This window comes from Aeromonas sp. CA23, assembly GCF_002587065.1.
In the GTDB taxonomy this organism is placed as follows: Bacteria; Pseudomonadota; Gammaproteobacteria; order Enterobacterales; family Aeromonadaceae; genus Aeromonas; species Aeromonas bestiarum.
This window is the reverse complement of the sequence record NZ_CP023818.1, coordinates 1,244,623-1,265,509: the sequence shown is the minus strand read 5'-3', so window position 1 is coordinate 1,265,509 and position 20,887 is coordinate 1,244,623. Positions and strand designations below refer to the sequence as shown.

Genomic DNA, 20,887 nt, shown 5'->3' with positions numbered 1-20,887 from the left:
TTCAATCTTTATGCTGTTGATTCGACCAGCGGCCATTGTCATCGAAGGGCAAGGTCATGCGCCCCAGGCAGCCCGTTCAGCCTCTATGCTGGCGACCGAGCCAGAGCAATACCTCGCGATCGACCGGCTGCACCGCCGTCAGCCAGCAACCGCTATGGTGTTCATACTCCAGCCTGAGCTGGCTGCCTTCAAATTCCAGCAACCAGCCGTGGCGATCGGCGCCCCACTCCCTGTCGAGCAGCCTGAGCTCCCACTCCTGCAGCAAGGCCTCGGCCAGCGCCGGAAAGGTATCCCAGCAGAGTCCGGGACAATCCAGTATCAGCACGGCTGACTCAATGTCTGTCCGTGTTACACGCCAATTCATCTCTCATCCCTCAACTGCTGCAAGAAAGCTCGCCACCGCAATACCACGCGGGTGCAGGGGTGGCGAGATCTTCATATTCCGGTTGCTCATCATAGGGGTGCTGCAAGGCCGCAAACAACCGCTCGAACGGAGTCATATCCCCCGCCTCGGCGGCATCTATCGCCTGCTGGGCCAGGGCATTGCGCAGCACATACTTGGGATTGACGGCGTCCATCTGCCGCTTGCGGGCGGCATCCTCGCTTCCCTCCCGCACCAGTCGTGCCCGATAGAGCGCGAGCCACTGCTGCCAGAGCGCAGGATCCGGCAGCAGTGCCAACAGGGAGGCGGGCAAATCCCCCTGCTGAGTAACCTCACCCAGCCGGCGCAGGAAGAGGTGATAGTCCACTCCCTGGCTCGCCAGCAGCCGGAACAGCTCGCGGAACAGCGCCGGGTCCTCCTCTTCCCACACCGCCAGCCCGAGCCGGGCGCGCATCAGTTCGGAGTAGTGCAGCATCAATTGATGTTCATACTCGGCCAGCGCGGCGGCCAGGGCCTCGCCGTCCACATGGTCCGCCAGCGCCTGCGCCAGCTTCTGCAGGTTCCAGTAACCCACCGCCGGCTGCTGATCCAGCGCGTAGCGGCCACCCGGATCCGAGTGATTGCAGACAAAGTCCGGCACATAGGCATCGATGAAACCGTAGGGGCCGTAATCCAGAGTCAGCCCGAGCAGCGACATGTTGTCGGTGTTCATCACGCCGTGGCAGAAACCGGCGGCCTGCCACTTGGCGATGAGCCGCGCGGTGCGCCGCACCACCTCGGCAAACAGTTCGGCCCCATTGTTCAGCTCGGGGAAGTGGTGACGCAGCAGATAGTCGATGAGCAGAGGTATCTTCTCTCCCTGCCCGCTCCAGGCGAAATATTCGATATGACCGAAACGCAGGTGGCTCGGGGCTGTGCGCAGCACTGTCGCCCCGCGTTCTTCCTGTTCCCGGTAGACAGGCTCCTGGCTGCCAACCAGTACCAGCGCACGGGTGGTGGGAATGCCGAGGGCATGCAGCGCCTCGGAGGCGAGATACTCGCGGATGCTGGAGCGCAGCACGGCGCGGCCGTCACCGAAGCGGGAGAAGGGGGTCTTGCCCGCCCCTTTCAGGTGCAGATCCCAGCCCTGACCATCCGGTGCCAGCTGCTCCCCCAGCAGCAACGCACGGCCATCACCGAGCCGCGGGCTGTAACCACCGAACTGATGACCCGCATAGACCTGGGCCACCGGCTGCATGCCGGGCAGCGGCTGGCCCAGACCACAACAGGCAAGCCAGTCTGTTTCGCCGACATCGCCCAGTCCCAGCTCGTTAAGCAGGCCATGGTTGAGGTGCAGCAAGCTGGGCTCGCGCAGCGGCTGGGGAGCCACTGGCTCACAGGCCCAGGGCAGTTCGGTGGCGAAAGTGTTGATCAGCTTCATGGTAGTGCGATTCGTCCCTGCGTATGCTCGTGTCACTCTTTATACCGCCGTCGGCCGAGTTCGGCTAACAGGCGATCGCGCTATTTCATTTCAAGGAGAAGAAGATGCAAAGATGGTTGGGCGCCCTGCCCCTGCTGATGTTGTTGTGGGGACAGGCCCAGGCGGCCGATATCGAGGCGGGCAAGGCCAAGGCGGCGGTCTGCTCCGCCTGCCATGGGGTCGAGGGCAAGGCACTGATCCCCAACTATCCCCATCTGGCCGGCCAGAATGCCGCCTATCTGGTGAAACAGCTGAAAGCCTTCAAGGAGGGCAGTCGCAAGGAACCCCTGATGGTGCCCTTCATGGCGCCGCTCACCGAGGCCGACATGGAGAACCTGGCGGCCTATTACGCCAGCTTGAAATAACCTCTCGGCGCCCGGCGGACGGGCGCCCCACTCCTGACGTGCCCTCATCCAGGAGTGCACCTGCTGCGGTCGATTAGGCTTCGCTAATCGACCCTAGCGACGGCAGTAGTCGATGATAAGGTCCATAAAGGCTTCACCGAAGCGCTCCAGCTTGCGATGCCCGACGCCATTGACCGCCAGCATCTCCGCCTCGGTCATCGGCATCAGTTGCGCCATCTCCACCAGGGTCGCGTCGTTGAACACCACGTAGGGTGGCACCTCTTCATCCTCGGCAATCTGTTTGCGCAGGCCGCGCAGCTCCTTGAACAGCCGCTTGTCGTAGTTGGCGTTGTCCAGCAGGCCGTTGCGCTTCTCCTTGCGACTGGAGATGGGCTGCAGCCGTGGTACCGCCAGTTCCAGCTTCATCTCGCCACGCAGCACGGGGCGGGACGCCTCGGTCAGCTGCAGCACCAGATTGCGGGTGATGTTCTGGGTCAGCAGCCCCTTGTGGATCAGCTGGCGGATCACGCTCATCCAGTACTCGTGGCTCTGATCCTTGCCGATGCCGTAGGTCGACAGCTTGTCGTGGCCGTGATCCTTGATGCGCTGGTTGAGGGAGCCGCGCAGCACCTCCACCACGTAACCCACCCCGAAGTTCTGCCCCACCCGCCAGACGCAGGAGAGCGCCTTCTGGGCATCCTCGGTGCCGTCGTAGCTCTTGGGCGGATCCAGACAGATATCGCAGTTGCCACACGGCTTGTCGTTGTATTCGCCGAAGTAGTTGAGCAGCACCTGGCGACGGCAGGTCTGCGCCTCGGCGAAGGCCGCCATCACGTTGAGCTTGTACTGCTCAACCTGCAACTGCTGGGGGTTTTCTATGTTGTCGAGCAGGCGGCGCACCCGGCCTATGTCGGCGGGATCGTACAGCAGCAGCGCCTCGGCCGGGGTGCCATCGCGGCCGGCCCGGCCCGTCTCCTGATAGTAGGACTCGATGTTCTTGGGAATGTCGTAGTGCACCACGAAGCGCACGTTCGGCTTGTCGATACCCATGCCGAACGCCACCGTCGCCACCACTATCTCGATGTCGTCCTTGAGGAAGGCATCCTGGGTCTGCTGGCGCTGGGCCAGGGGCAGACCGGCGTGGTAGGGCGCAGCCTTGCTGCCGTGGCGGGAGAGGCGCTCGGCCACCTCCTCCACCCGATTGCGACTGGAGCAGTAGACGATGCCGCAGTTGCCCTTCTGGCTCTGCACATAGCGCAGCAACTGCTCCGCCGCCTTGAACTTCTCCACCAGGCTGTAGCGGATATTGGGCCTGTCGAAGCTGGCGGTGTGGATAAAGGGATCATTGAGCTCTAACCGGTGCAGCATGTCGCTGCGGGTCGCCTCGTCGGCGGTGGCGGTGAGCGCCACCACGGGCACCTGGGGGAACCACTGCTTGAGCCGCCCGAGCGCCGCGTATTCCGGCCGAAAATCGTGTCCCCACTGGGAGACGCAGTGGGCCTCGTCGATGGCGAACAGGCCGAGCGGCAGCTCCGCCAGCCGATCCATGAACTCGTGCTGCAACAAGCGCTCGGGGGAGACGTAGAGCAGCTTGATCTCGCCGCGACGCATGGCGGCAAAGTTCTGGATCATCTCCTCCCGGCTCAGGGCCGAGTTGATGTAGATGGCCGCCACACCGTTGGCGCGCAGGCTGTCGACTTGATCCTTCATCAGCGAGATAAGCGGGGAGACAACTACGCCCAGCCCGGGTCGCAGCAGCGCCGGGATCTGGAAGCAGAGTGACTTGCCGCCACCTGTGGGCTTGAGCACCATGGCATCGCGTCCCGCCACTATCTGCTCGATGATCTCCAGCTGGCCCGGCCGAAATTGCTGGTAGCCGAATACCGCCTGCAACAAGGCAAGTGGTGTATCTGGCAAGGTTTCGGCAATGACGGTCATGGGCTCTCCTTTGGGGTCGCCATTCTAAAGCAGCCGCCGCTCACAATAAACCTGCCATTGCGACTGTTAAGGAAGTGTTGCAGACTGGCTGGAGTTTTTACTCGGCTTTGATGACAGGGATCGGTATCAGAGAATGAAACACATGCTGAAAAAGATGGCGCTCAGTGGCATTGCCAACCTGTTCGCCGAGCGGATGCCGTTCAACAAGCTGATTGGCATGCAGGTGACCCACTACGACTTCGAGAAGGTGGAGCTGCGCATCAAGATGGATGACAAGCTGATCGGCAACCCCTTTCACAACATCTTGCACGGCGGCGTCACCGCCAGCCTGCTGGATGTGGCCGGCGGCATGATAGTCGCCGCCTCCTGCATCGACGAGCTGGAAGACTTTTCCCCCAGCTACCTCAAGGAGCGCTTCTCCCGCCTCGGCACCATAGATCTGCGGGTGGACTACCTGCGCCCGGGCCGCGGCAACGAGTTCATCGCCACCGCCCACATCATCCGCGCCGGCAGCAAGGTTGCCGTCGCCCGGATGGAGCTGCACAACGAAGAGGGCACCCACATCGCCTTCGGTACCGGCACCTATCTGGTGGGCTGACTCACCCATTGCATAAAAACCACGCTGCTAATCTGATTTTAATCATTAGAATCCTTACCCCCTCTGCCGCCCGCGGGTCCATACTGAAATTCGGGATTGTGTGCAGAGGGAGGATTGCAGGCGATGAGTGCGAAACTGGCCACCAAACCATCCAGAGCCTTGTTGACACAGCTCGAGTCCATGCTCGACGAGGTGCAGACACCCGAGTGTCGCCACTGGCTGGAACAGGAGCTTGAGGGATACTCTCTCTGTTCGCCCCTGCCCTGGTATCGCATCGTAGCCTGTCGGCAACGCGGTCACTTCTTGGATCTGAAGACGGGAAAATATTTGACCTGTCATATCAACAGTCAAACGCTATGCCAACGCGATCTGGCCCAGATTCAGTTCATCTATGCCCGTGAACCCGCCGCCCATTATCTACTGCAACGCAATTCCGGTATTGAACCCTGGCCAGAGCAGCTGCTGGAAGATTATCAGGAGCAGTTGATCCCCGGCCATTTATGCCTGCAAGCCTGGCATGAGCCCGTGTCTTCATTACGTTCACAACTGATGGAGGGAATCGAACATTTCATTAGTGAGTACCCCAAGCACGCGGCCTTGCAACCTCAACACAGCTTCAAGGCATTGCGGCATCAGCACTGGCATATCTGAGTAAGCGCCTAGGGGGGGGGGGGGGGGGGGGGCGCAAGGAGGGCACCATAGACAAGACCCATAGCGAGATTGCCACAATCTAGAGTGCCGGAGTCAGGATCAGACTCCACCCTGGGCCACCGAGCGGTGGCCCTTTTAATGTCTGCGCACCACGACGGCAGCCGGATAGATGAGCAAGAAAGCCGCATCGGTATCGATATGCCACCACCAGCAACCAGCAACCAGCAACCAGCAACCAGCAACCAGCAACCAGCAACCAGCAACCAGCAACCAGCAACCAGCAACCAGCAACCAGCAGGATATTCCGTACCGGGATCGGCAAAATCCAGATGCGAAAAGGCCGCTCATTGAGCGGCCTTTTCTAATATGGTCGGTGTGAGAGGATTCGAACCTCCGACCCCTTCGTCCCGAACGAAGTGCGCTACCAAGCTGCGCTACACACCGATGTCTGCGGGGCGAGAATTTACCTAATGCCCCGACATGACACAAGCCTTTTTTGTGTTTTAAGGGAAAAAAATGGCCGTTCGTTCAACTATTCAGCGCTTTGGCATCGGGTTCACAGAAAGGGTGCAGGGACGTGACATTTTTCCAACCCATCCTAGGGAAGCTGAAATTCGGCCGGCCCCAGCAAGCGGCGACGCCAGTCGGCCACAACCCCATGTTCCAGCCAGTTGGCCGCATGCTGGCGCCAATTGGGAGAGAGCGCCGGATTCTCCAGCAGCAACAGCAGATCCGCTTCGTCCCGTAGCTGATTGAACAGGATATCGGCGGTGCGTTTCACCGTCAGGGCGGGATAGGGCCTGTCGACCAGCTCCATCGTCTCTTGCGGTGCGACCGTCCCCTCCTCCAGCACCCGCAACAGCCAGCCGCAACGACCATTGAGCTGCATCACCTGTGACATCTGGCCATAGCCGAAACGCTGGTTGAGCTTGAAACAGGGGGATCTCGGCTGACTTATCTGGATCAACGCCTCACCGAGTCGATAGACATCGCCGATACAGGCCTCAACCTCGGTCAGCCCGAGACCGGACAGGTTCTCGCCAAAGGCGGCGGGTTGCCAGGGCTTGCGTGGTGCGGCCAGGCCCAGCGCCGCTTGCCAGTTGTGCCACCAGGGGTAGTGATCGGCGGGATAGTAGTGCAGTGCGCGATCCGGGCCGCCGTGATGGCGCTGGTCGCTCTGTTCATCTCCCTCCAGGCCAGAAAAACTGCACCACAGGGGATTGCCTGCCACATGCTTGTCGATGGCACTGACGAGAGCGGGAGCCAGTTCGGCATTCATCTCGGCGCTCTGGCCGATAAAGAGGGAGATCCGCATTCCATTCTCCTGACGGATGAGAGAATGCGGATCTTAGGGGCTGTTGACGCAGCGGCGCAAGCCATGTTGCGGCGTCAACAGCCCCGGGGTCAGGCGACGGCCTGCATCTGGGTGGTCATGGCGATCTCGGCACGGCGGCGTTTCTCCGCCTTGGCCATCAGATACCAGCTGCCAAAGGTGAACAGTGACACCGACAGCAGGATCAGGCTGGCTACCGCGTTGATCTCGGGTTTCACCCCGAGCCGCACCGCCGAGAAGACTTCCATCGGCAGTGTAGTGGCGCCCGGGCCAGAAACGAAGCTCGCCAGCACCAGGTCATCCAGCGACAGGGCAAACGACATCATGCCGCCGGCCGCCAGCGAGGGGGCTATCATGGGGATGGTGATCAGGAAGAACACCTTCCAGGGTTTGGCCCCCAGATCCATGGCCGCCTCCTCGATGGAGAGATCCAGCTCCCGCAGGCGCGCCGACACCACGATCGCCACGTAGGCGGTACAGAAGGTGGTGTGGGCGATCCAGATGGTCAGCATGCCCCGCTCGGCCGGCCAGCCAATCAGCTGGGCCATGGCCACAAACAGCAGCAACAGCGACAGACCCGTGATCACTTCGGGCATGACCAGGGGCGCCGTCACCAGGCCCCCGAACAGGGTGCGGCCGCGGAAGTGCGGGATCCGGGTCAGCACGAAGGCCGCCATTGTCCCCAGCGCCACCGCCGCGATGGCGGTATAGAAGGCGATCTCCAGCGAGCGCAGCACAGAGCCAATCAGCTGCTTGTTGTCGAGCAGGCCGAAGTACCACTTCAGCGACCAGCCCCCCCATACAGTCACCAGCTTGGAGGCGTTGAAGGAGTAGATCACCATGATCAGCATGGGCAGGTAAATAAACAGCAATCCCAGCCACAGCATCAGCTTGGCAAAACCAAAGCGCCTCATACTTTACCCTCCAGCTCTTTGGCCTGGTTGCGGTTGAACAGGGATGACTGGGGGACTATCAGCAGTTCCTTTTTCATACCTTGCCCTCCAATTCCTTGGCCTGGTTGCGGTTGAACAGGATAATCGGGACTATCAGCACCGCCAGCATCACCACCGCCAGGGCAGACGCCACCGGCCAGTCGCGGTTGTTGAAGAACTCCTGCCACAGCACCTTGCCGATCATCAGGGTCTCGGGGCCGCCGAGCAGTTCCGGGATCACGAACTCGCCCACCACGGGAATGAACACCAGCATGCAGCCGGCTATGATGCCGTTCTTGGAGAGCGGTACCGTGATCCGCCAGAAGCGGGTCAGGTTGCGGGCACCGAGGTCGGAGGCCGCCTCCAGCAGGCTCTGATCGTGTTTGACCAGGTTGGCGTAGAGCGGCAGCACCATGAACGGCAGGTAGGAGTAAACGATGCCGATATAGACCGCCAGGTTGGTGTTGAGTATGGTCAGCGGCTCGTCAATCAGGCCAATGCCCATCAGCAGGCTGTTGAGCAGGCCGTTGTTGCTGAGGATCCCCATCCAGGCGTAGACCCGGATCAGAATCGCGGTCCAGGTCGGCATCATGATGAGCAGCAGCAGAACTGTCTGGGTCTCCTTGTTGGCCCGCGCAATGGAGTAGGCCATGGGATAGCCTATCAGCAGACAGAGCAGGGTGCTGACGAAGGCCATCTTGAGGGAGCCCAGATAGGCCGCTATGTAGAGCTCATCCTCCTGCAGCAGCAGGTAGTTGCCCATGTTGAGCAAGATGGTGAGCTGATTGTCGGCCCAGCTCACCACGTCGGTGTAGGGCGGGATGGCCACGTCCGCTTCGGCGAAACTGATCTTCACCACTATGATGAAGGGCAGCAGGAAGAAGAGGAACAGCCAGAAGAAGGGCACGCCGATCACCAGCTGGCGCCCGCCCAGTCGCTTCAGTCGTCTCAATGCCTTCATGATTGCAACACCACGCCGCTGTCATCTTCCCAATAGAGGAACACCTGGTCATCCCAGGTCGGCCGCTTGCCGTGGCGTTCGGCGTTGGCGATGAAGGCCTGCACGATTTTGCCCGAAGGCAGCTGGATGTGATAAACCGAGTGACCGCCGAGGTAGGCAATGTCATAGACCTCACCCTTGGTCCAGTTGAAATCGGGGTGCTCGATCTCGGTCGGTTTCTGGGTACTCATCAAGAGTTTTTCCGGCCGCAGGGCGTAGGTGACCTTCTTGTTCTCGGCGCGGGAGCTGATGCCGTGGCCCACGTAGATGGGCTGCTCCAGATCGGCGCAGGCAATGGTAGCGTGGTCCTGTTCATCCTCCACCAGCAGGCCGTCAAACAGGTTGACGTTGCCGATGAACTCGCACACCAGCCGGCTGGCCGGGGTCTCGTAGATGTCCATCGGGCTGCCGATCTGCTCGATGCAACCCAGATGCATGATGGCGATCCGTTCGGCCATGGTCATGGCCTCTTCCTGATCGTGGGTCACCATGACGCAAGTTACGCCGACCCGCTCTATGATCTCCACCAGCTCGAGCTGCATCCTGGAGCGCAGCTTCTTGTCCAGCGCCCCCATGGGTTCGTCCAGCAGCAACAGCTTGGGGCGCTTGGCCAGCGAGCGGGCCAGTGCCACCCGCTGGCGCTGGCCACCGGACAGTTGGTGCGGCTTGCGGCGCGCATACTGGGTCATCTGCACCAGCTTGAGCATCTCCTCGACCTGCGCATCGATCTCGGCCTTGGGCAGGCCATCCTGCTTGAGGCCGAAGGCAATGTTCTGCGCCACCGTCATGTGGGGGAACAGGGCGTAGGACTGGAACATCATGTTGATGGGACGTTCATAGGGCGGCATGTCGGTGATGTCGACGCCATCGAGAAACAGGCGCCCCTCGGTGGGGCGCTCGAATCCCGCCAGCATCCGCAGCAGGGTCGACTTGCCGGAACCCGAGCCCCCCAGCAGGGCGAAGATTTCACCCTTGTGGATGTTGAGTGACACGTTGTCGACCGCCAGCGTTTCATCGAACTGCTTGCTTACCCTGTCAATCTTCACCAGCACTTCTTTGCGCTGCTGGTTGCCCTCGAGGGCTTTCTTGTAGGCACTGGAGGCTATCGCCATTACCAAACTCCCAAACGTGATACCGGCCTGGGCCGATCCATAAAACAGTCTGGCGCCCCAGGATGGGCGCCAAGGTTAGGTTCCGGACTTGATCTTGGTCCAACTCCGGGTGATCAGACGCTGCACCGCACGGGGATGTGCCTGCTGCACATACAGCCGTTCCAGCACCGCCTGGGGTGGATAGACGGACTCGTCATTGCGCACGCTCTCGTCCATGTACTCGCCCGCCTTGGCATTGGGATTCGCATAGCCCACATGGTTGCTGACCTTGGCGATCACTTCGGGCTGGAGTACGTAGTTGATCAGGGCGTGCGCCTCTTTCACGTTGGTGGCATCCGTCGGGATCGCCATCATGTCGAACCAGAGGTTGCCCCCCTCCTTCGGGATGCTGTAGGCAATCTTGATCCCCTTGCCCGCCTCGTCGGCACGGGCCGCCGCCTGCAATATGTCACCAGAGAAGCCAGCCGCGACGCAGATGTCGCCGTTGGCCAGATCGCCTATGTACTTGGAGGAGTGGAAGTAGGCCACATACGGCCGCACCTTGAGCAGCTGGCTCTCGGCACGCTTGAGATCGGCCGGATCCTGGCTGTTGGGGTCGAGCCCAAGGTAGTTGAGCGCCGCCGGTATCATCTCGTCGGCCGAATCGAGGAAGGCGACACCGCAACGGGCCAGCTTCTGCATGTTTTCCGGCTCGAAGATCATGGCCCAGGAGTCAATCTTGTCGACTCCCAGCACGGCCTTGACCTTGTCCACGTTGTAACCGATGCCGTTGGTACCCCACAGGTAGGGCACGGCGTACTGATGACCCGGATCCACCTTGTCGAGCTGCTTGAGCAGCACGGGATCCAGATTGGCCAGATTGGGCAGCAGGGCAGGATCCAGCTTCTGGAAGGCCCCCGCCTTGATCTGTTTGGCCAGGAAATTGTTGGAAGGCACCACCAGATCGTAACCGGTGCGTCCGGTCAGCAGCTTGCCTTCCAGGGTCTCGTTGGAATCAAACACGTCGTAGACGGTCTGGATCCCGGTTGCCTGCTGGAAGTCGCTGAGGGTGGTCTCGCCGATATAATCGGACCAGTTGTAAAAATGAACCACAGGGGCTGCCTGGGCCACGTTTGCCAGCCCCAGCGCCAGGGCCATAGTCACTATCTTGGTTGTGTGCACGTATCTCAGTCCTCATGTTTTTTGGTATGCCAGCTGCGCATCCATACGCGCCGTTCAACCTGTCGGGTTGTCACCACCCTCCCGGCCGAACTGCGGACCGGGAGGGGCACTCGTCACTTATTTACCTGATTTGATCTTGGTCCAGCTGCGGGTCATCAGACGCTGCACCTTGGCCGGCAGATCCGGGAAGGTGTAGATCTTCTTGAGTGTCTCCGCGTTCGGGTAGATACCCGGGTCGGTACGGATAGGCTCATCCACCAGCGGGGTCGCCGCCTTGTTGCCGTTCGGGAACTGCACCACGTTGGTGATGCTGGCGATCACTTCCGGCTTCATCAGGTAGTTGATGAAGGTGTGAGCTGCCTCGACGTTCTTGGCATCGGCCGGGATGGCCAGCATGTCAAAGAAGCTGCCAGCCCCCTCTTTCGGAATTGTGTAGGTCAGCGCCACACCGTTCTTGGCCTCCGCCGCCCGCGCCTTGGACTGCTGCAAGTCACCGGAGTAACCGACCGCGACGCACAGGTTGCCGTTGGCCAGATCCGAGATGTACTTGGAGGAGTGGAAGTAGGCGGTATAGGGACGGATGGAGAGGAACAGTGCCTCTGCCTTCTTCAACTCATCCGGCTTCTGGCTATCCGGTTTGAAGCCCAGATATTGCAGGGCAGCCGGCAGCATTTCGGTCGGTGAGTCGAGGAAAGAGACGCCACACTCCTTCAGCTTGGCCATGTTCTCCGGTTTGAACACCAGATCCCAGGAGTCCACAGGCGCGTCCTTGCCCAGCACAGCTTTCACCTTCTCGGCGTTGTAGGCGTAGCCAATGGTGCCCCACAGGTAAGGGATGGAGTACTGGTTGCCCGGATCGCTCGGTTCGAGTGCCTTGAGCAAGGAGGTATCCAGGTTTTTCCAGTTGGAGAGTTTGGACTTGTCCAGCTTCTGGAAGACGCCCGCCTTGATCTGCTTGGCCAGGAAGGGGTTGGACGGCACGACTATGTCGTAGCCCGAGCTGCCCGCCAGCAACTTGGCTTCCAGCACCTCGTTGCTGTCGAACACGTCGTATACCACCTTGATGCCCGTCTCTTTCTGGAAGTTTTCCAGGGTATCCGGCGCGATATAGTCGCTCCAGTTGTAGACGTGCAACACCTTGTCCTCGGCCATCGCCCCGGCACTCATCATGACCAGCGCCACGGAAGCGGCAATCATTCCCGTTTTGAAAGACATAGTCCTTGTCTCCTAAGCAAATTGTATGCGCAAGCCAACCTGCCCGGCACTCGCCTACCCTTTCAGCTTTGCAGCCGTCAGATCCAGACTGAGCCTGGCCAGATTGACCAATTCATCCACCTGTTCCTCGGTGATCACCAAGGGGGGCGATATGATCATGGTATCGCCGACAGCCCTCATCACCAAGCCATTGTTAAAGCAGAACTCCCGGCAGGTCATACCGGCCTGCAGCCCAGCCGGGAAGCGGCTGTTGGTCTGTTTGTCCTGCACTATTTCCAGCGCGGCCACCAGGCCTTTGCCACGGGTTTCTCCCACCAGCGGATGGTCGGCCAGTTCACGCCAGCGGCGCTGCAAATAGGGGCCGATGTTATCATGAATTCGCTTAACTATGCTCTCGTTTTGCATAAGCGTAATATTGGCAATCGCCACGGCGCAGGCCACCGGATGGCCGGAATAGGTGAAGCCGTGGTTGAATTCGCCCCCCTCCTCCACCAGCACCTTGGCGACCCTGTCGCCCACCATCACGGCCCCCATCGGCAGATAGCCGGAGGTGATCCCCTTGGCCAGGCACATGAGATCCGGCTTGATCCCAAACCCTTCGCTGGCGAACCAGTGACCGGTACGACCGAAACCGCAGATCACCTCGTCGGCGATGAGCAGGATGCCGTAGTGATCGCAGATGCGCTGGATCTCGGGCCAGTAGCTGTCGGGCGGAATGATGACGCCGCCGGCCCCCTGGATGGGCTCGCCTATGAAGGCGGCGACCTTGTCCACTCCCAGCTCCAGTATCTTCTGCTCCAGCTGGCGGGCACGCTCCAGACCGAACTCGTGGGCGCTCATCCCCTGCCCCTCACCGAAGTAGTAGGGCTGATCGATGTGCACTATGCCGGGAATGGGCAGGCCGCCCTGGGCATGCATGCCCTTCATGCCGCCCAGGCTGGCACCCGCTACCGTCGAGCCGTGGTAGGCGTTGTGGCGACTGATGATCACCTGCTTGTCTGGTTGCCCCTTGCTGGCCCAGTAGTGGCGCACCATGCGCAGCACTGTATCGTTGCACTCTGAGCCCGAGCCGGTGAAGAAGACGTGATTGAGATGGGAAGGGGTGATCTCGGCCAGCAGGGTCGCCAGCTCGGCCGCAGGCGGGTGGCTGGTCTGGAAGAAGAGGTTGTAGTAGGGCAGTTGCTGCATCTGTTTGGTGGCGGCGTCCACCAGCTCCTGTCGGCCGTAGCCCATGTTGACGCACCAGAGGCCCGCCATCCCGTCCAGAATGCGCTTGCCTTCAGAGTCTTCCAGATAGACACCTTCGGCCTTGGTGATGATGCGGCTGCCCTTCTTGTTGAGCGCCTGAAAATCGGTAAAGGGGTGCAGGTGGTGGCTGGCATCCAGCTGTTGCCACTCACGTGTGGTCTGCTTCATTGCTTGCTCCTCGGTTCCTTCGATTTAAGCGAGAATCTTTCGTCCGTCGGTGAGGGCGGCTGGCGCGCTCACTGTCACTGCCACTCACGGGCAGTGTGTTGATTCCATATGAGCAGGAGAGGCCGTCATCGGCCTCCCCGTATCTGGGCGGCGCGTGGCAAGCACGCAGCCGGATCACACGTTCAGCAGCAGGAACTCCCGCTCCCAGCGGCTGATCACCCCGAAGTAGGTCTCGTACTCCTTGCGCTTGACCGCGACGAAGGCACGAATGAAGCGCTCCCCCAGCATCTCCTTGATGGGCTCGCACTGTTCCAGGTGGCTCAGGGCCTCCTCCAGCGAGCGGGGCAGGCTGTAGGGCAGGTCGTAGGCGCTCGACTTCATCTCCTGCAGCGGCTCCAGCTTCTCCATCATGCCGAGGTAGCCGCAGGCCAAGGTGGCGGCCAGGGCCAGATACGGATTGGCATCGGCGCCGGCGAAGCGGTTTTCGACGCGGCGCGCACCGGCCTCGGAGAAGGGCACGCGCAGGCCGCAGGTACGGTTTTCCACCCCCCACTGCACGTTGCGCGGCGCGCTCTCGCCGAAGGTGAGACGACGGTAGGAGTTGACGTTCGGTGCCAGCAGGGCGGTCACCGCCGGGGTGTACTTCTGCAGCCCCGCGATGAAGTGCATGAACTGCTCGGTATTGCCGCCATTTTCCGTGCCGAACAGGTTGCGACCGTCCACATCTTCCAGGCTCTGGTGGATGTGCATGGCGGAGCCCGGCTCGTCGCTCATCGGCTTGGCCATGAAGGTGGCGTAGATGCCGTGCTTGTGGGCCGCCTCACGCATGGTGCGCTTGAACAGGAACACCTGATCCGCCAGATCGATGGCATCGCCGTGCAGGAAGTTGATCTCCATCTGGGCGGCGCCGGATTCGTGGATCAGAGTGTCCACTTCCAGCTCCTGCGCCTCGCAGTAGTCGTACATGTCTTCGAAGATGGGGTCGAATTCGTTGACCGCATCGATACTGAACGACTGGCGGGCCGTCTCGGGTCGGCCATTGCGGCCAACGGGCGGCACCAGCGGATAGTCGGGGTCTTCGTTGCGCTTGACCAGATAGAACTCCAGCTCGGGCGCCACCACCGGCTTCCAGCCCTGTTTCTCATAGAATGACAGGACCCGACGCAGCACGGAGCGCGGCGCTATGTCGATCAGCTTGCCATTGATGTCGAAACAGTCGTGGATCACCTGAGCGGTCGGCTCCAGCGCCCAGGGCACGAAACGAATGGTGTTGGGGTCCGGGTAGAGCTGCATGTCCCGCTCCAGCGGGTCTATCATGCTGTCGTCATCCGGGTACTCGCCGGTCACCGTCTGGGTGAAGATGACCTCGGGCAGCCGCATGCCCCCTTCGCGCAAAAATTTGTTGGCTGGAATGATCTTGCCTCGGGCATTACCGGTGAAATCCGGAAACAGGCACTCCACTTCCGTGATGCGATTGCTCTCCATCCAGCCCTTGATACTGTCCATGTTAAACCCCGACTTTACGATTGCCATTGGCAAGGGTGTCTAATATATGGAACACCCTTGTTATCAAATTGTAATCAACACCACCATAAAAGCCCGCCGTTATGGCCAATGTCAAGCGGTGGTGTTTAAAAAACTATAAATAACGGTGCATATAATGACCATGGCGGCACCAAATACTAAACACCCAGGCCCCCTCAAAGCTCACTGCAATCCCGGTGCCAACGAGGGGGCCTGATCCCCCATGTTCTCAGTCAGACCCTGTCCGAATCGGGTCATTTTTTTGCAAGGGCGCACAATCCTTGCCCTATTTGCTTTGCATGCCTGCATTTTTTTGGTACAAGGCCCGCCCTGATTTGCACTCTCCTGCTTGGATTTGGTGCAAATGCAGGACACAGGGCTTGGTCTGCAGGCAGACAGCCCCCATAAACAGGGATAATTGGGTTAGTAACTGACTGGTAGTAAACCGTATGTGTGATTTCATGACTAAAGACCAACTGGCCTTTTACAAGGGACAGATCGAGCGCCAAATCCTCGAACTCGAGGATCGCCTCAACTCCCAGGCCAGCCAGGCCATCGCCACCGATACCAACGAGATGGCAGATGAAATTGACCGTGCCAGTATCGAGGAAGCCCGTCGTCTGGAGCTGAACCGCATCGAGCATGACAAGCTGCATCTGCGCAAGCTGAGAGGGGCGTTGAAGCGTATCGGCGAAGGAGAGTTCGGTTACTGCGAATCCTGCGGTGACGAGATCTCCCTCAAGCGACTGCAGGCTCGACCTGAGTCCCGCTTCTGCGTCGAATGCCAGAGTACCAAGGAGTTCAACGATACCCACGTGTATCGTCGCGTCGCCTGATCCTGCGAAGAGCCGTCACTGGCCGGTCGCGATAAGTCGTCGGCAAGGTGCAGCGCAGGAACCGGCGTTTATGTTGATAAATGCGGACCAAAAGCTGCATATGAGCCCAGATCACGGCGTCGCACAAGAGAGTGACAACTTCTGTTAGACTCCGGGCAAGCCCGGAATCTACAGGAGAGCAGAGAGTGAAATGGTTCCTCAAACTGTGCTTGTGTCTGCCGTTGCTGGCACAAGCACAGACCCTCACGGTCAAGGTCCCCAGCCGACCGATCAACGATCTCGACAAGGAATACCAGCTCAAGCTGCTGGAACTGGCGCTGACCCTCTCCGGACAGCAATTTCGCATCCAGCAGGTGGAGCTCAACCTCAACCAGCACAGCCTGCAGCAACAGCTGGGCAAGGGCCAAACCATCAATGTGTTCTGGATGGGCACCTCCAGCGCGCTCGAATCCTCCCTCATCGCCGTCCCCATCCCGCTGTTTCGCGGTCTGGAAGGGCTGCGCCTCTCCTTCATCCACAGCGACGCCCAGGAGAAGTTCAATCAGGTCAACTCGCTGGCCGATCTCAAGCGACTGAAGGCGGCCCAGGGGGTCGGCTGGGCCGACAACAAGATCCTGGAAAATGCCGGCATTCCCACCTATTCCGGGCGCTACAGCAACCTGTTTCGCCTGATCAACGACGGTGACAAGCTCGACTTCTTCCCGCGCAATCTGGTGGAAATCTTCGCCGAACGAAGCGAACTGGTGGCGCAATATCCCAATCTGGTGATAGATCAGCACCTGCTGATCCGCTACCCCTTCGCCGAGTTCTTCTTCGTCAGCCCCGAGTCTCCCAAGCTGGCCAAGGCGATCCAGACCGGACTGGAACGCGCCTATGCCGATGGCAGCTTCATGACCTTCTTCCGGGAGAACCCCAAGATCCGTGAAGCCCTCGCCAGCGCCAATCTGAACCAGCGGGTCACCATTTCGCTGCCCAATCCGGACATGACCCCCTTGCTCAGGAGTATTCCGGCCCAATATTGGGATTATCCACCCCAATAATGGGCTCCGGGGCCGTGGGGATTATCCACCGCAGTATGGAGCCCCGGCCTCTGCATTGGGATTACCCGGCGCAGTGACATAGCTCAAGCCGCCCGGGCAGAAAAACGCAGAGGCGATGGCAAGGCTGGCCAGGAACACGCCAGCCAGCAGAGGTTCCAACCCGCAGCACCAGGGAGGTGCCATGAAACGACTCGATGAATGGTTCAGCGACTACGGCCAGAGCCACCAGCACCCCGTCAATGTGGCGATCCACAAGCTGGCCGTGCCCGGCATCTACCTCTGCTCGCTGGCGCTGCTCTGGTGTCTGCCGGCCGGCCCGCTGCCGTCCTCGCTCAACTGGGCGGCGCTGGTGGCCATCCCTGTGCTGGCCTTCTATCTGCGGCTGTCGTTCCCCCTGTTTGTGGGGATGGCGGTGCTGACCGCGCTGGGACTATGGGGCTGTTACCAGTGGCAGGGGCCGCTGCTGTGGCCCGCCCTGGTGGGTTTCGGGCTGCTCTGGCTAGCCCAGTTCGTCGGTCACAGGATCGAGGGCAAACGCCCCTCCTTCCTCGCCGACCTGCAATTTCTGCTGATCGGCCCCGCCTGGGTGCTGGCCAGCCTTTATCGTCGTCTGGGCATTCCCTACTGAGGGAGACCAACAGGAGAGACAATGTCATACCGCCACACGCTCAGTAACAGGCTCCGTCCTGCCCTGCCCCTGCTGCTGGGGGCCCTGCTCGCCGGCCCGGCGCTGGCCGACAAGGCCGATCCCATAGGTGAGGTGAGCACCGCCTTCAAGCTGGTGGGCCCCAATCACAAGATCCTGGTGGAGGCGTTCGATGACCCCCGCATCGCAGGCGTCGCCTGCTACCTAGCACGCCCCAAGACCGGCGGCGTCAAGGGCGGGCTTGGGCTTGCGGAAGACCCCTCTCACGCCTCTTTGTCGTGCCACCAGATTGGCCCCATCACCCTGCCTGCCAAGTTGAAGGCGGGGGAAGAGGTGTTCGACGTCAGCACCTCGCTGGTGTTCAAGGAGCAGAAAGTGGTGCGTTTTTACGACGAAAAGCGCAAGGCACTTGTCTATCTGACCTACAGCACCAAATTGGTGGATGGCTCGTATAAAAGCGCGGTTAGCGCGGTTCCCATCATGCCGTGGGGCTGAGAAGCCGCCATTTAAGCCGTGATGAAGCGCCTGATTTGTTGTAATTTAACTACATCATTATTTGCGGAGAGCGCACCATGAAAGTCGCCGTTTTCAGTACCAAGAGCTACGACAAGGATCACTTCAATCAGGCCAACAGCCAGTACGGCTACGAGCTGGAGTTCTTCGACGTGCGGCTGGAGGCCAAGACAGCCCGGCTGGCCCACGGCTTCCCCGTGGTGTGCCTGTTCGTCAATGACGATGCCGATCGGGAAGTGCTGACCGAGCTGGCCGCCAACGGCACCAGGGTGATCGCTCTGCGCTGCGCCGGTTACAACAACGTGGATCTGATCGCCGCCAAGGAGCTGGGGCTAAAAGTGGTGCGGGTGCCCGCCTACTCCCCCGAAGCCGTCGCCGAACACGCGGTAGGGCTGATGATGACCCTCAACCGCCGCATCCATAAGGCCTATCAGCGCACCCGCGATGCCAACTTCTCGCTGGAAGGCCTGGTCGGCTTCAACATGCACGGCCGCACCGCCGGCATCATCGGCACCGGCAAGATCGGCATCGCCACCCTGCGCATCCTCAAGGGTTTCGGCATGCGGCTGCTGGTGAGTGACCCCTATCCGAATCAGGCGGCCATCGAGCTGGGGGCCGAATACGTGGATCTCGACACCCTGTTCCGCCAGTCCGACGTCATCAGCCTGCACTGCCCGCTGTTCAAGGAGAACTACCACCTGCTGAACAAGGAGGCGTTCGCCAAGATGAAGGATGGTGTGATGATCATCAACACCAGCCGGGGCGGCCTGCTCGACTCCAACGCCGCCATCGAGGCGCTCAAGACCTCCCGTATCGGTGCGCTGGGGCTGGATGTCTACGAGGAAGAGGAAGACCTCTTCTTCTCCGACAAGTCCAACGAGGTGATCACGGATGACGTCTTCCGTCGCCTGTCGGCCTGCCACAACGTGCTGTTTACCGGCCATCAGGCCTTCCTGACCCGCGAGGCGCTGCACGCCATCGCCGATACCACCCTCGGCAACCTCAAGGCCATCGAAAGCCAGGGCCGCAGCGACAACGAGGTGGAGTAATCTTCTCGCACCCGCAGCCATGAACGACAGAGGGAGCCACTCCCTCTGTTTTGCACACAGACCTGCTCTTCGTCATGCAATTCTCCCCTGCGGCCGCAATAACCATGGCGCCGGGTTGTGAGACCCGACGCCATCGGGTAGGCTACCAGCCCTTTTTTATTCAGGAGTCTGGCAGCCCATGTTTATCGGATTTGATTACGGTACCTCCAACTGTGCCGTCGCCGTGATGGAACAAGGCAGCCCCAGGCTGCTGACCCTGTGCGGTTCCCGCTATCTCCCCTCCACCCTGCACGCCCCCCACAGAGAGGCCATCGCCGGTCTGCTGGCCGAAGGGCTGGCCCCTGCCCAGCAGGCGGAATACCTCAAGCTGCGCGGCCCCGTCGTCACCCGGGCCCAGGCCGTGCGCCGCCAGATGCGCGAAGAGGGGCTGATCGACGAGCTCAGCTTCGGCGCCGCGGCGCTGGAGCGCTATCTGGAGGAGCCGGACGACGGCTACTACATCAAGTCGCCGAAGTCCTTCCTCGGCGCCTACGGCCTCAAGGCCCCCCAGATAGCGCTGTTCGAAGACATAGTCTGCGCCATGATGCTGCACGTACGCCGCGAGGCGGAGCAGCAGCTTGGCGCTCCGATCCGCCAGGCGGTGATCGGTCGCCCGGTCAACTTCCAGGGGCTGGCCGGGGAGGAGAGCAACAGCCAGGCCATTGCCATCCTGACCGAGGCGGCCCGTCTGGCCGGGTTCGAACAGGTGGAGTTCCTCTATGAACCCGTAGCGGCCGGTTTCGAATTCGAGGCGCGGCTGGATGAAGACGCCATCGTGCTGGTGGTGGACATCGGCGGCGGCACCACCGACTGCTCCATGCTGCGCATGGGCCCGAGCCATCGCGACCAGCTGGATCGCAGCGGCGATCTGCTCGGCCACAGCGGCCAGCGCATCGGCGGCAACGACTTCGACATCCGGCTGACGGTGGAAGGCATGATGCCGCTGCTCGGCATGCACGAGACCCTCAAGACCGGCAAGCCGCTGCCCCACCCGCTGTTCTGGGATGCGGCCGCCATCAACGACGTCAGTGCCCAGGGCCGCTTCTACAGCCTGGATACCGCCCGTCAGTTGCAGGATCTGCAGCTCGACAGCCAGCCCGGCAGCAAGCTGAGTCGCCTCGCCAATCTGCGGGCCCACAAGCTGAGCCACCAGCTGGTGTGGCGCGCGGAGCAGGGCAAGATCGCCCTCTCGGAGCAGGAATCGAATCATCAGTCTCTGAGCGAGCTGGAGAAGGGACTGGAGGCTGAACTCAATCGCGAGCAGCTGGCCAGCGCCTCGGCCCTGCTGCTGGAGAAGATTGGCGAGCTGATGGACCAAGCCATTGCAGCCGCGGGTGTGCAGCCCGACCGCATCTTCGTCACCGGCGGCAGCGCCCGTTCGCCGCTCATCGCCGCCTTCATTCGCCAGAAGTTGCCCACGATTCCGCTTGAAGGGGGCGATGACTTCGGCTCGGTCGCCGCAGGGCTGGCCCGTTACGCCGAGCGCCTGTTCAACCGCTGACCATAATGCCGAACGTTGCCCGCCATTGCTCTTGAGAGTGGCGGTGACTTCGGTCCGGTGGCCGCAGGGCTGGCCCGTTACGCCGAGCGGCTGTTCAATCGCTGATACGGAGCGATAAGGGTTTCTGTCGTCTTGTTGGCATCGAACGTGTCCCGCCAGCCCGCAAGTGTTGCCATTTAACGACACAGGGCTGACCAG

General features: G+C 60.9%; 21 protein-coding genes and 1 tRNA gene. 10 read left to right on the top strand and 12 right to left on the bottom strand.

What is annotated here, in order from left to right:
• Positions 1–76 precede the first annotated feature (76 nt).
• A complete protein-coding gene (locus CK910_RS05930; RefSeq protein WP_098981562.1) occupies positions 77–364 on the bottom strand; it encodes a DUF3630 family protein in 288 nt (95 codons plus the stop codon).
• 10 nt (positions 365–374) lie between these two features.
• A complete protein-coding gene (locus CK910_RS05925; RefSeq protein ID WP_098981560.1) occupies positions 375–1,802 on the bottom strand; it encodes a protein adenylyltransferase SelO in 1,428 nt (475 codons plus the stop codon).
• Positions 1,803–1,906: 104 nt separating this feature from the next.
• Here CK910_RS05925 and CK910_RS05920 point away from each other — a divergent pair, with 104 nt between their 5' ends.
• Entirely contained in the window at positions 1,907–2,206 is a 300-nt protein-coding gene (locus tag CK910_RS05920) for a c-type cytochrome (RefSeq protein WP_098981558.1), read from the top strand.
• Positions 2,207–2,299: 93 nt separating this feature from the next.
• Here the strand turns inward: CK910_RS05920 and recQ are convergent, their stop codons facing one another.
• Positions 2,300–4,123, bottom strand: a complete 1,824-nt coding sequence (gene recQ / locus CK910_RS05915; RefSeq protein WP_043142799.1) for an ATP-dependent DNA helicase RecQ — start codon at positions 4,121–4,123, stop codon at positions 2,300–2,302.
• 133 nt (positions 4,124–4,256) lie between these two features.
• Here recQ and CK910_RS05910 point away from each other — a divergent pair, with 133 nt between their 5' ends.
• From CK910_RS05910 to CK910_RS23635, 3 genes are all read left to right on the top strand, one after another.
• Positions 4,257–4,721: a thioesterase family protein gene (locus CK910_RS05910; RefSeq protein WP_043142803.1), complete on the top strand. Its 465-nt coding sequence runs from the start codon at positions 4,257–4,259 to the stop codon at positions 4,719–4,721.
• 123 nt (positions 4,722–4,844) lie between these two features.
• Positions 4,845–5,372 (top strand): AbiTii domain-containing protein, encoded by a 528-nt coding sequence (locus tag CK910_RS05905; RefSeq protein ID WP_042870309.1) that lies wholly within the window; start codon positions 4,845–4,847, stop codon positions 5,370–5,372.
• A gap of 169 nt (positions 5,373–5,541) precedes the next feature.
• Positions 5,542–5,751: a hypothetical protein gene (locus CK910_RS23635; protein ID WP_157774599.1), complete on the top strand. Its 210-nt coding sequence runs from the start codon at positions 5,542–5,544 to the stop codon at positions 5,749–5,751.
• Here the strand turns inward: CK910_RS23635 and CK910_RS05895 are convergent.
• The 9 genes from CK910_RS05895 to CK910_RS05855 form a co-directional block, all read right to left on the bottom strand.
• Positions 5,740–5,816, bottom strand: a tRNA-Pro gene (locus tag CK910_RS05895). The two genes, CK910_RS23635 and CK910_RS05895, sit on opposite strands and share 12 nt — an antisense overlap.
• A 154-nt stretch (positions 5,817–5,970) precedes the next feature.
• Positions 5,971–6,687 carry an MOSC domain-containing protein gene (locus CK910_RS05890; protein WP_098981554.1) on the bottom strand — a complete coding sequence of 239 codons (717 nt, stop codon included), beginning with the start codon at positions 6,685–6,687 and terminating at the stop codon, positions 5,971–5,973.
• 89 nt (positions 6,688–6,776) lie between these two features.
• Positions 6,777–7,619, bottom strand: coding sequence for an ABC transporter permease subunit (locus CK910_RS05885; protein ID WP_098981552.1), 843 nt, complete (start codon positions 7,617–7,619; stop codon positions 6,777–6,779).
• Positions 7,620–7,692: 73 nt separating this feature from the next.
• Positions 7,693–8,598: an ABC transporter permease subunit gene (locus tag CK910_RS05880; protein WP_043142812.1), complete on the bottom strand. Its 906-nt coding sequence runs from the start codon at positions 8,596–8,598 to the stop codon at positions 7,693–7,695.
• On the bottom strand, positions 8,595–9,749 hold the full coding sequence (potA, locus tag CK910_RS05875; RefSeq protein WP_042870317.1) for a polyamine ABC transporter ATP-binding protein: 1,155 nt from the start codon (positions 9,747–9,749) through the stop codon (positions 8,595–8,597). The genes CK910_RS05880 and potA overlap by 4 nt, the downstream gene beginning before the upstream one ends.
• A gap of 75 nt (positions 9,750–9,824) precedes the next feature.
• Positions 9,825–10,886 (bottom strand): polyamine ABC transporter substrate-binding protein, encoded by a 1,062-nt coding sequence (locus CK910_RS05870; protein ID WP_241279475.1) that lies wholly within the window; start codon positions 10,884–10,886, stop codon positions 9,825–9,827.
• Positions 10,887–11,027: 141 nt separating this feature from the next.
• The gene (locus CK910_RS05865; RefSeq protein ID WP_098981550.1) at positions 11,028–12,125 is read right to left on the bottom strand and encodes a polyamine ABC transporter substrate-binding protein; all 1,098 of its coding nucleotides are present in this window, start codon (positions 12,123–12,125) and stop codon (positions 11,028–11,030) included.
• A 54-nt stretch (positions 12,126–12,179) separates the two neighbouring features.
• On the bottom strand, positions 12,180–13,541 hold the full coding sequence (locus tag CK910_RS05860; protein WP_098981548.1) for an aspartate aminotransferase family protein: 1,362 nt from the start codon (positions 13,539–13,541) through the stop codon (positions 12,180–12,182).
• Positions 13,542–13,715: 174 nt separating this feature from the next.
• Positions 13,716–15,047 carry a glutamine synthetase family protein gene (locus CK910_RS05855; protein WP_043142823.1) on the bottom strand — a complete coding sequence of 444 codons (1,332 nt, stop codon included), beginning with the start codon at positions 15,045–15,047 and terminating at the stop codon, positions 13,716–13,718.
• A 467-nt stretch (positions 15,048–15,514) separates the two neighbouring features.
• Between CK910_RS05855 and CK910_RS05850 the strand changes: the two genes are divergently transcribed.
• From CK910_RS05850 to yegD, 6 genes are all read left to right on the top strand, one after another.
• Positions 15,515–15,901 carry a TraR/DksA family transcriptional regulator gene (locus CK910_RS05850; RefSeq protein WP_042870327.1) on the top strand — a complete coding sequence of 129 codons (387 nt, stop codon included), beginning with the start codon at positions 15,515–15,517 and terminating at the stop codon, positions 15,899–15,901.
• Positions 15,902–16,086: 185 nt separating this feature from the next.
• The gene (locus tag CK910_RS05845; RefSeq protein WP_098981546.1) at positions 16,087–16,941 is read left to right on the top strand and encodes a hypothetical protein; all 855 of its coding nucleotides are present in this window, start codon (positions 16,087–16,089) and stop codon (positions 16,939–16,941) included.
• Between the two features lie 181 nt (positions 16,942–17,122).
• Positions 17,123–17,569, top strand: coding sequence for an Mpo1 family 2-hydroxy fatty acid dioxygenase (locus CK910_RS05840; RefSeq protein ID WP_098981544.1), 447 nt, complete (start codon positions 17,123–17,125; stop codon positions 17,567–17,569).
• Between the two features lie 21 nt (positions 17,570–17,590).
• Positions 17,591–18,082, top strand: coding sequence for a CreA family protein (locus CK910_RS05835; protein ID WP_043142831.1), 492 nt, complete (start codon positions 17,591–17,593; stop codon positions 18,080–18,082).
• Positions 18,083–18,159: 77 nt separating this feature from the next.
• The gene (locus CK910_RS05830; protein WP_098981542.1) at positions 18,160–19,149 is read left to right on the top strand and encodes a 2-hydroxyacid dehydrogenase; all 990 of its coding nucleotides are present in this window, start codon (positions 18,160–18,162) and stop codon (positions 19,147–19,149) included.
• Positions 19,150–19,327: 178 nt separating this feature from the next.
• Complete coding sequence (gene yegD / locus CK910_RS05825; RefSeq protein WP_098981540.1) at positions 19,328–20,689, top strand: molecular chaperone; 1,362 nt, start codon at positions 19,328–19,330, stop codon at positions 20,687–20,689.
• Positions 20,690–20,887 lie beyond the last annotated feature (198 nt).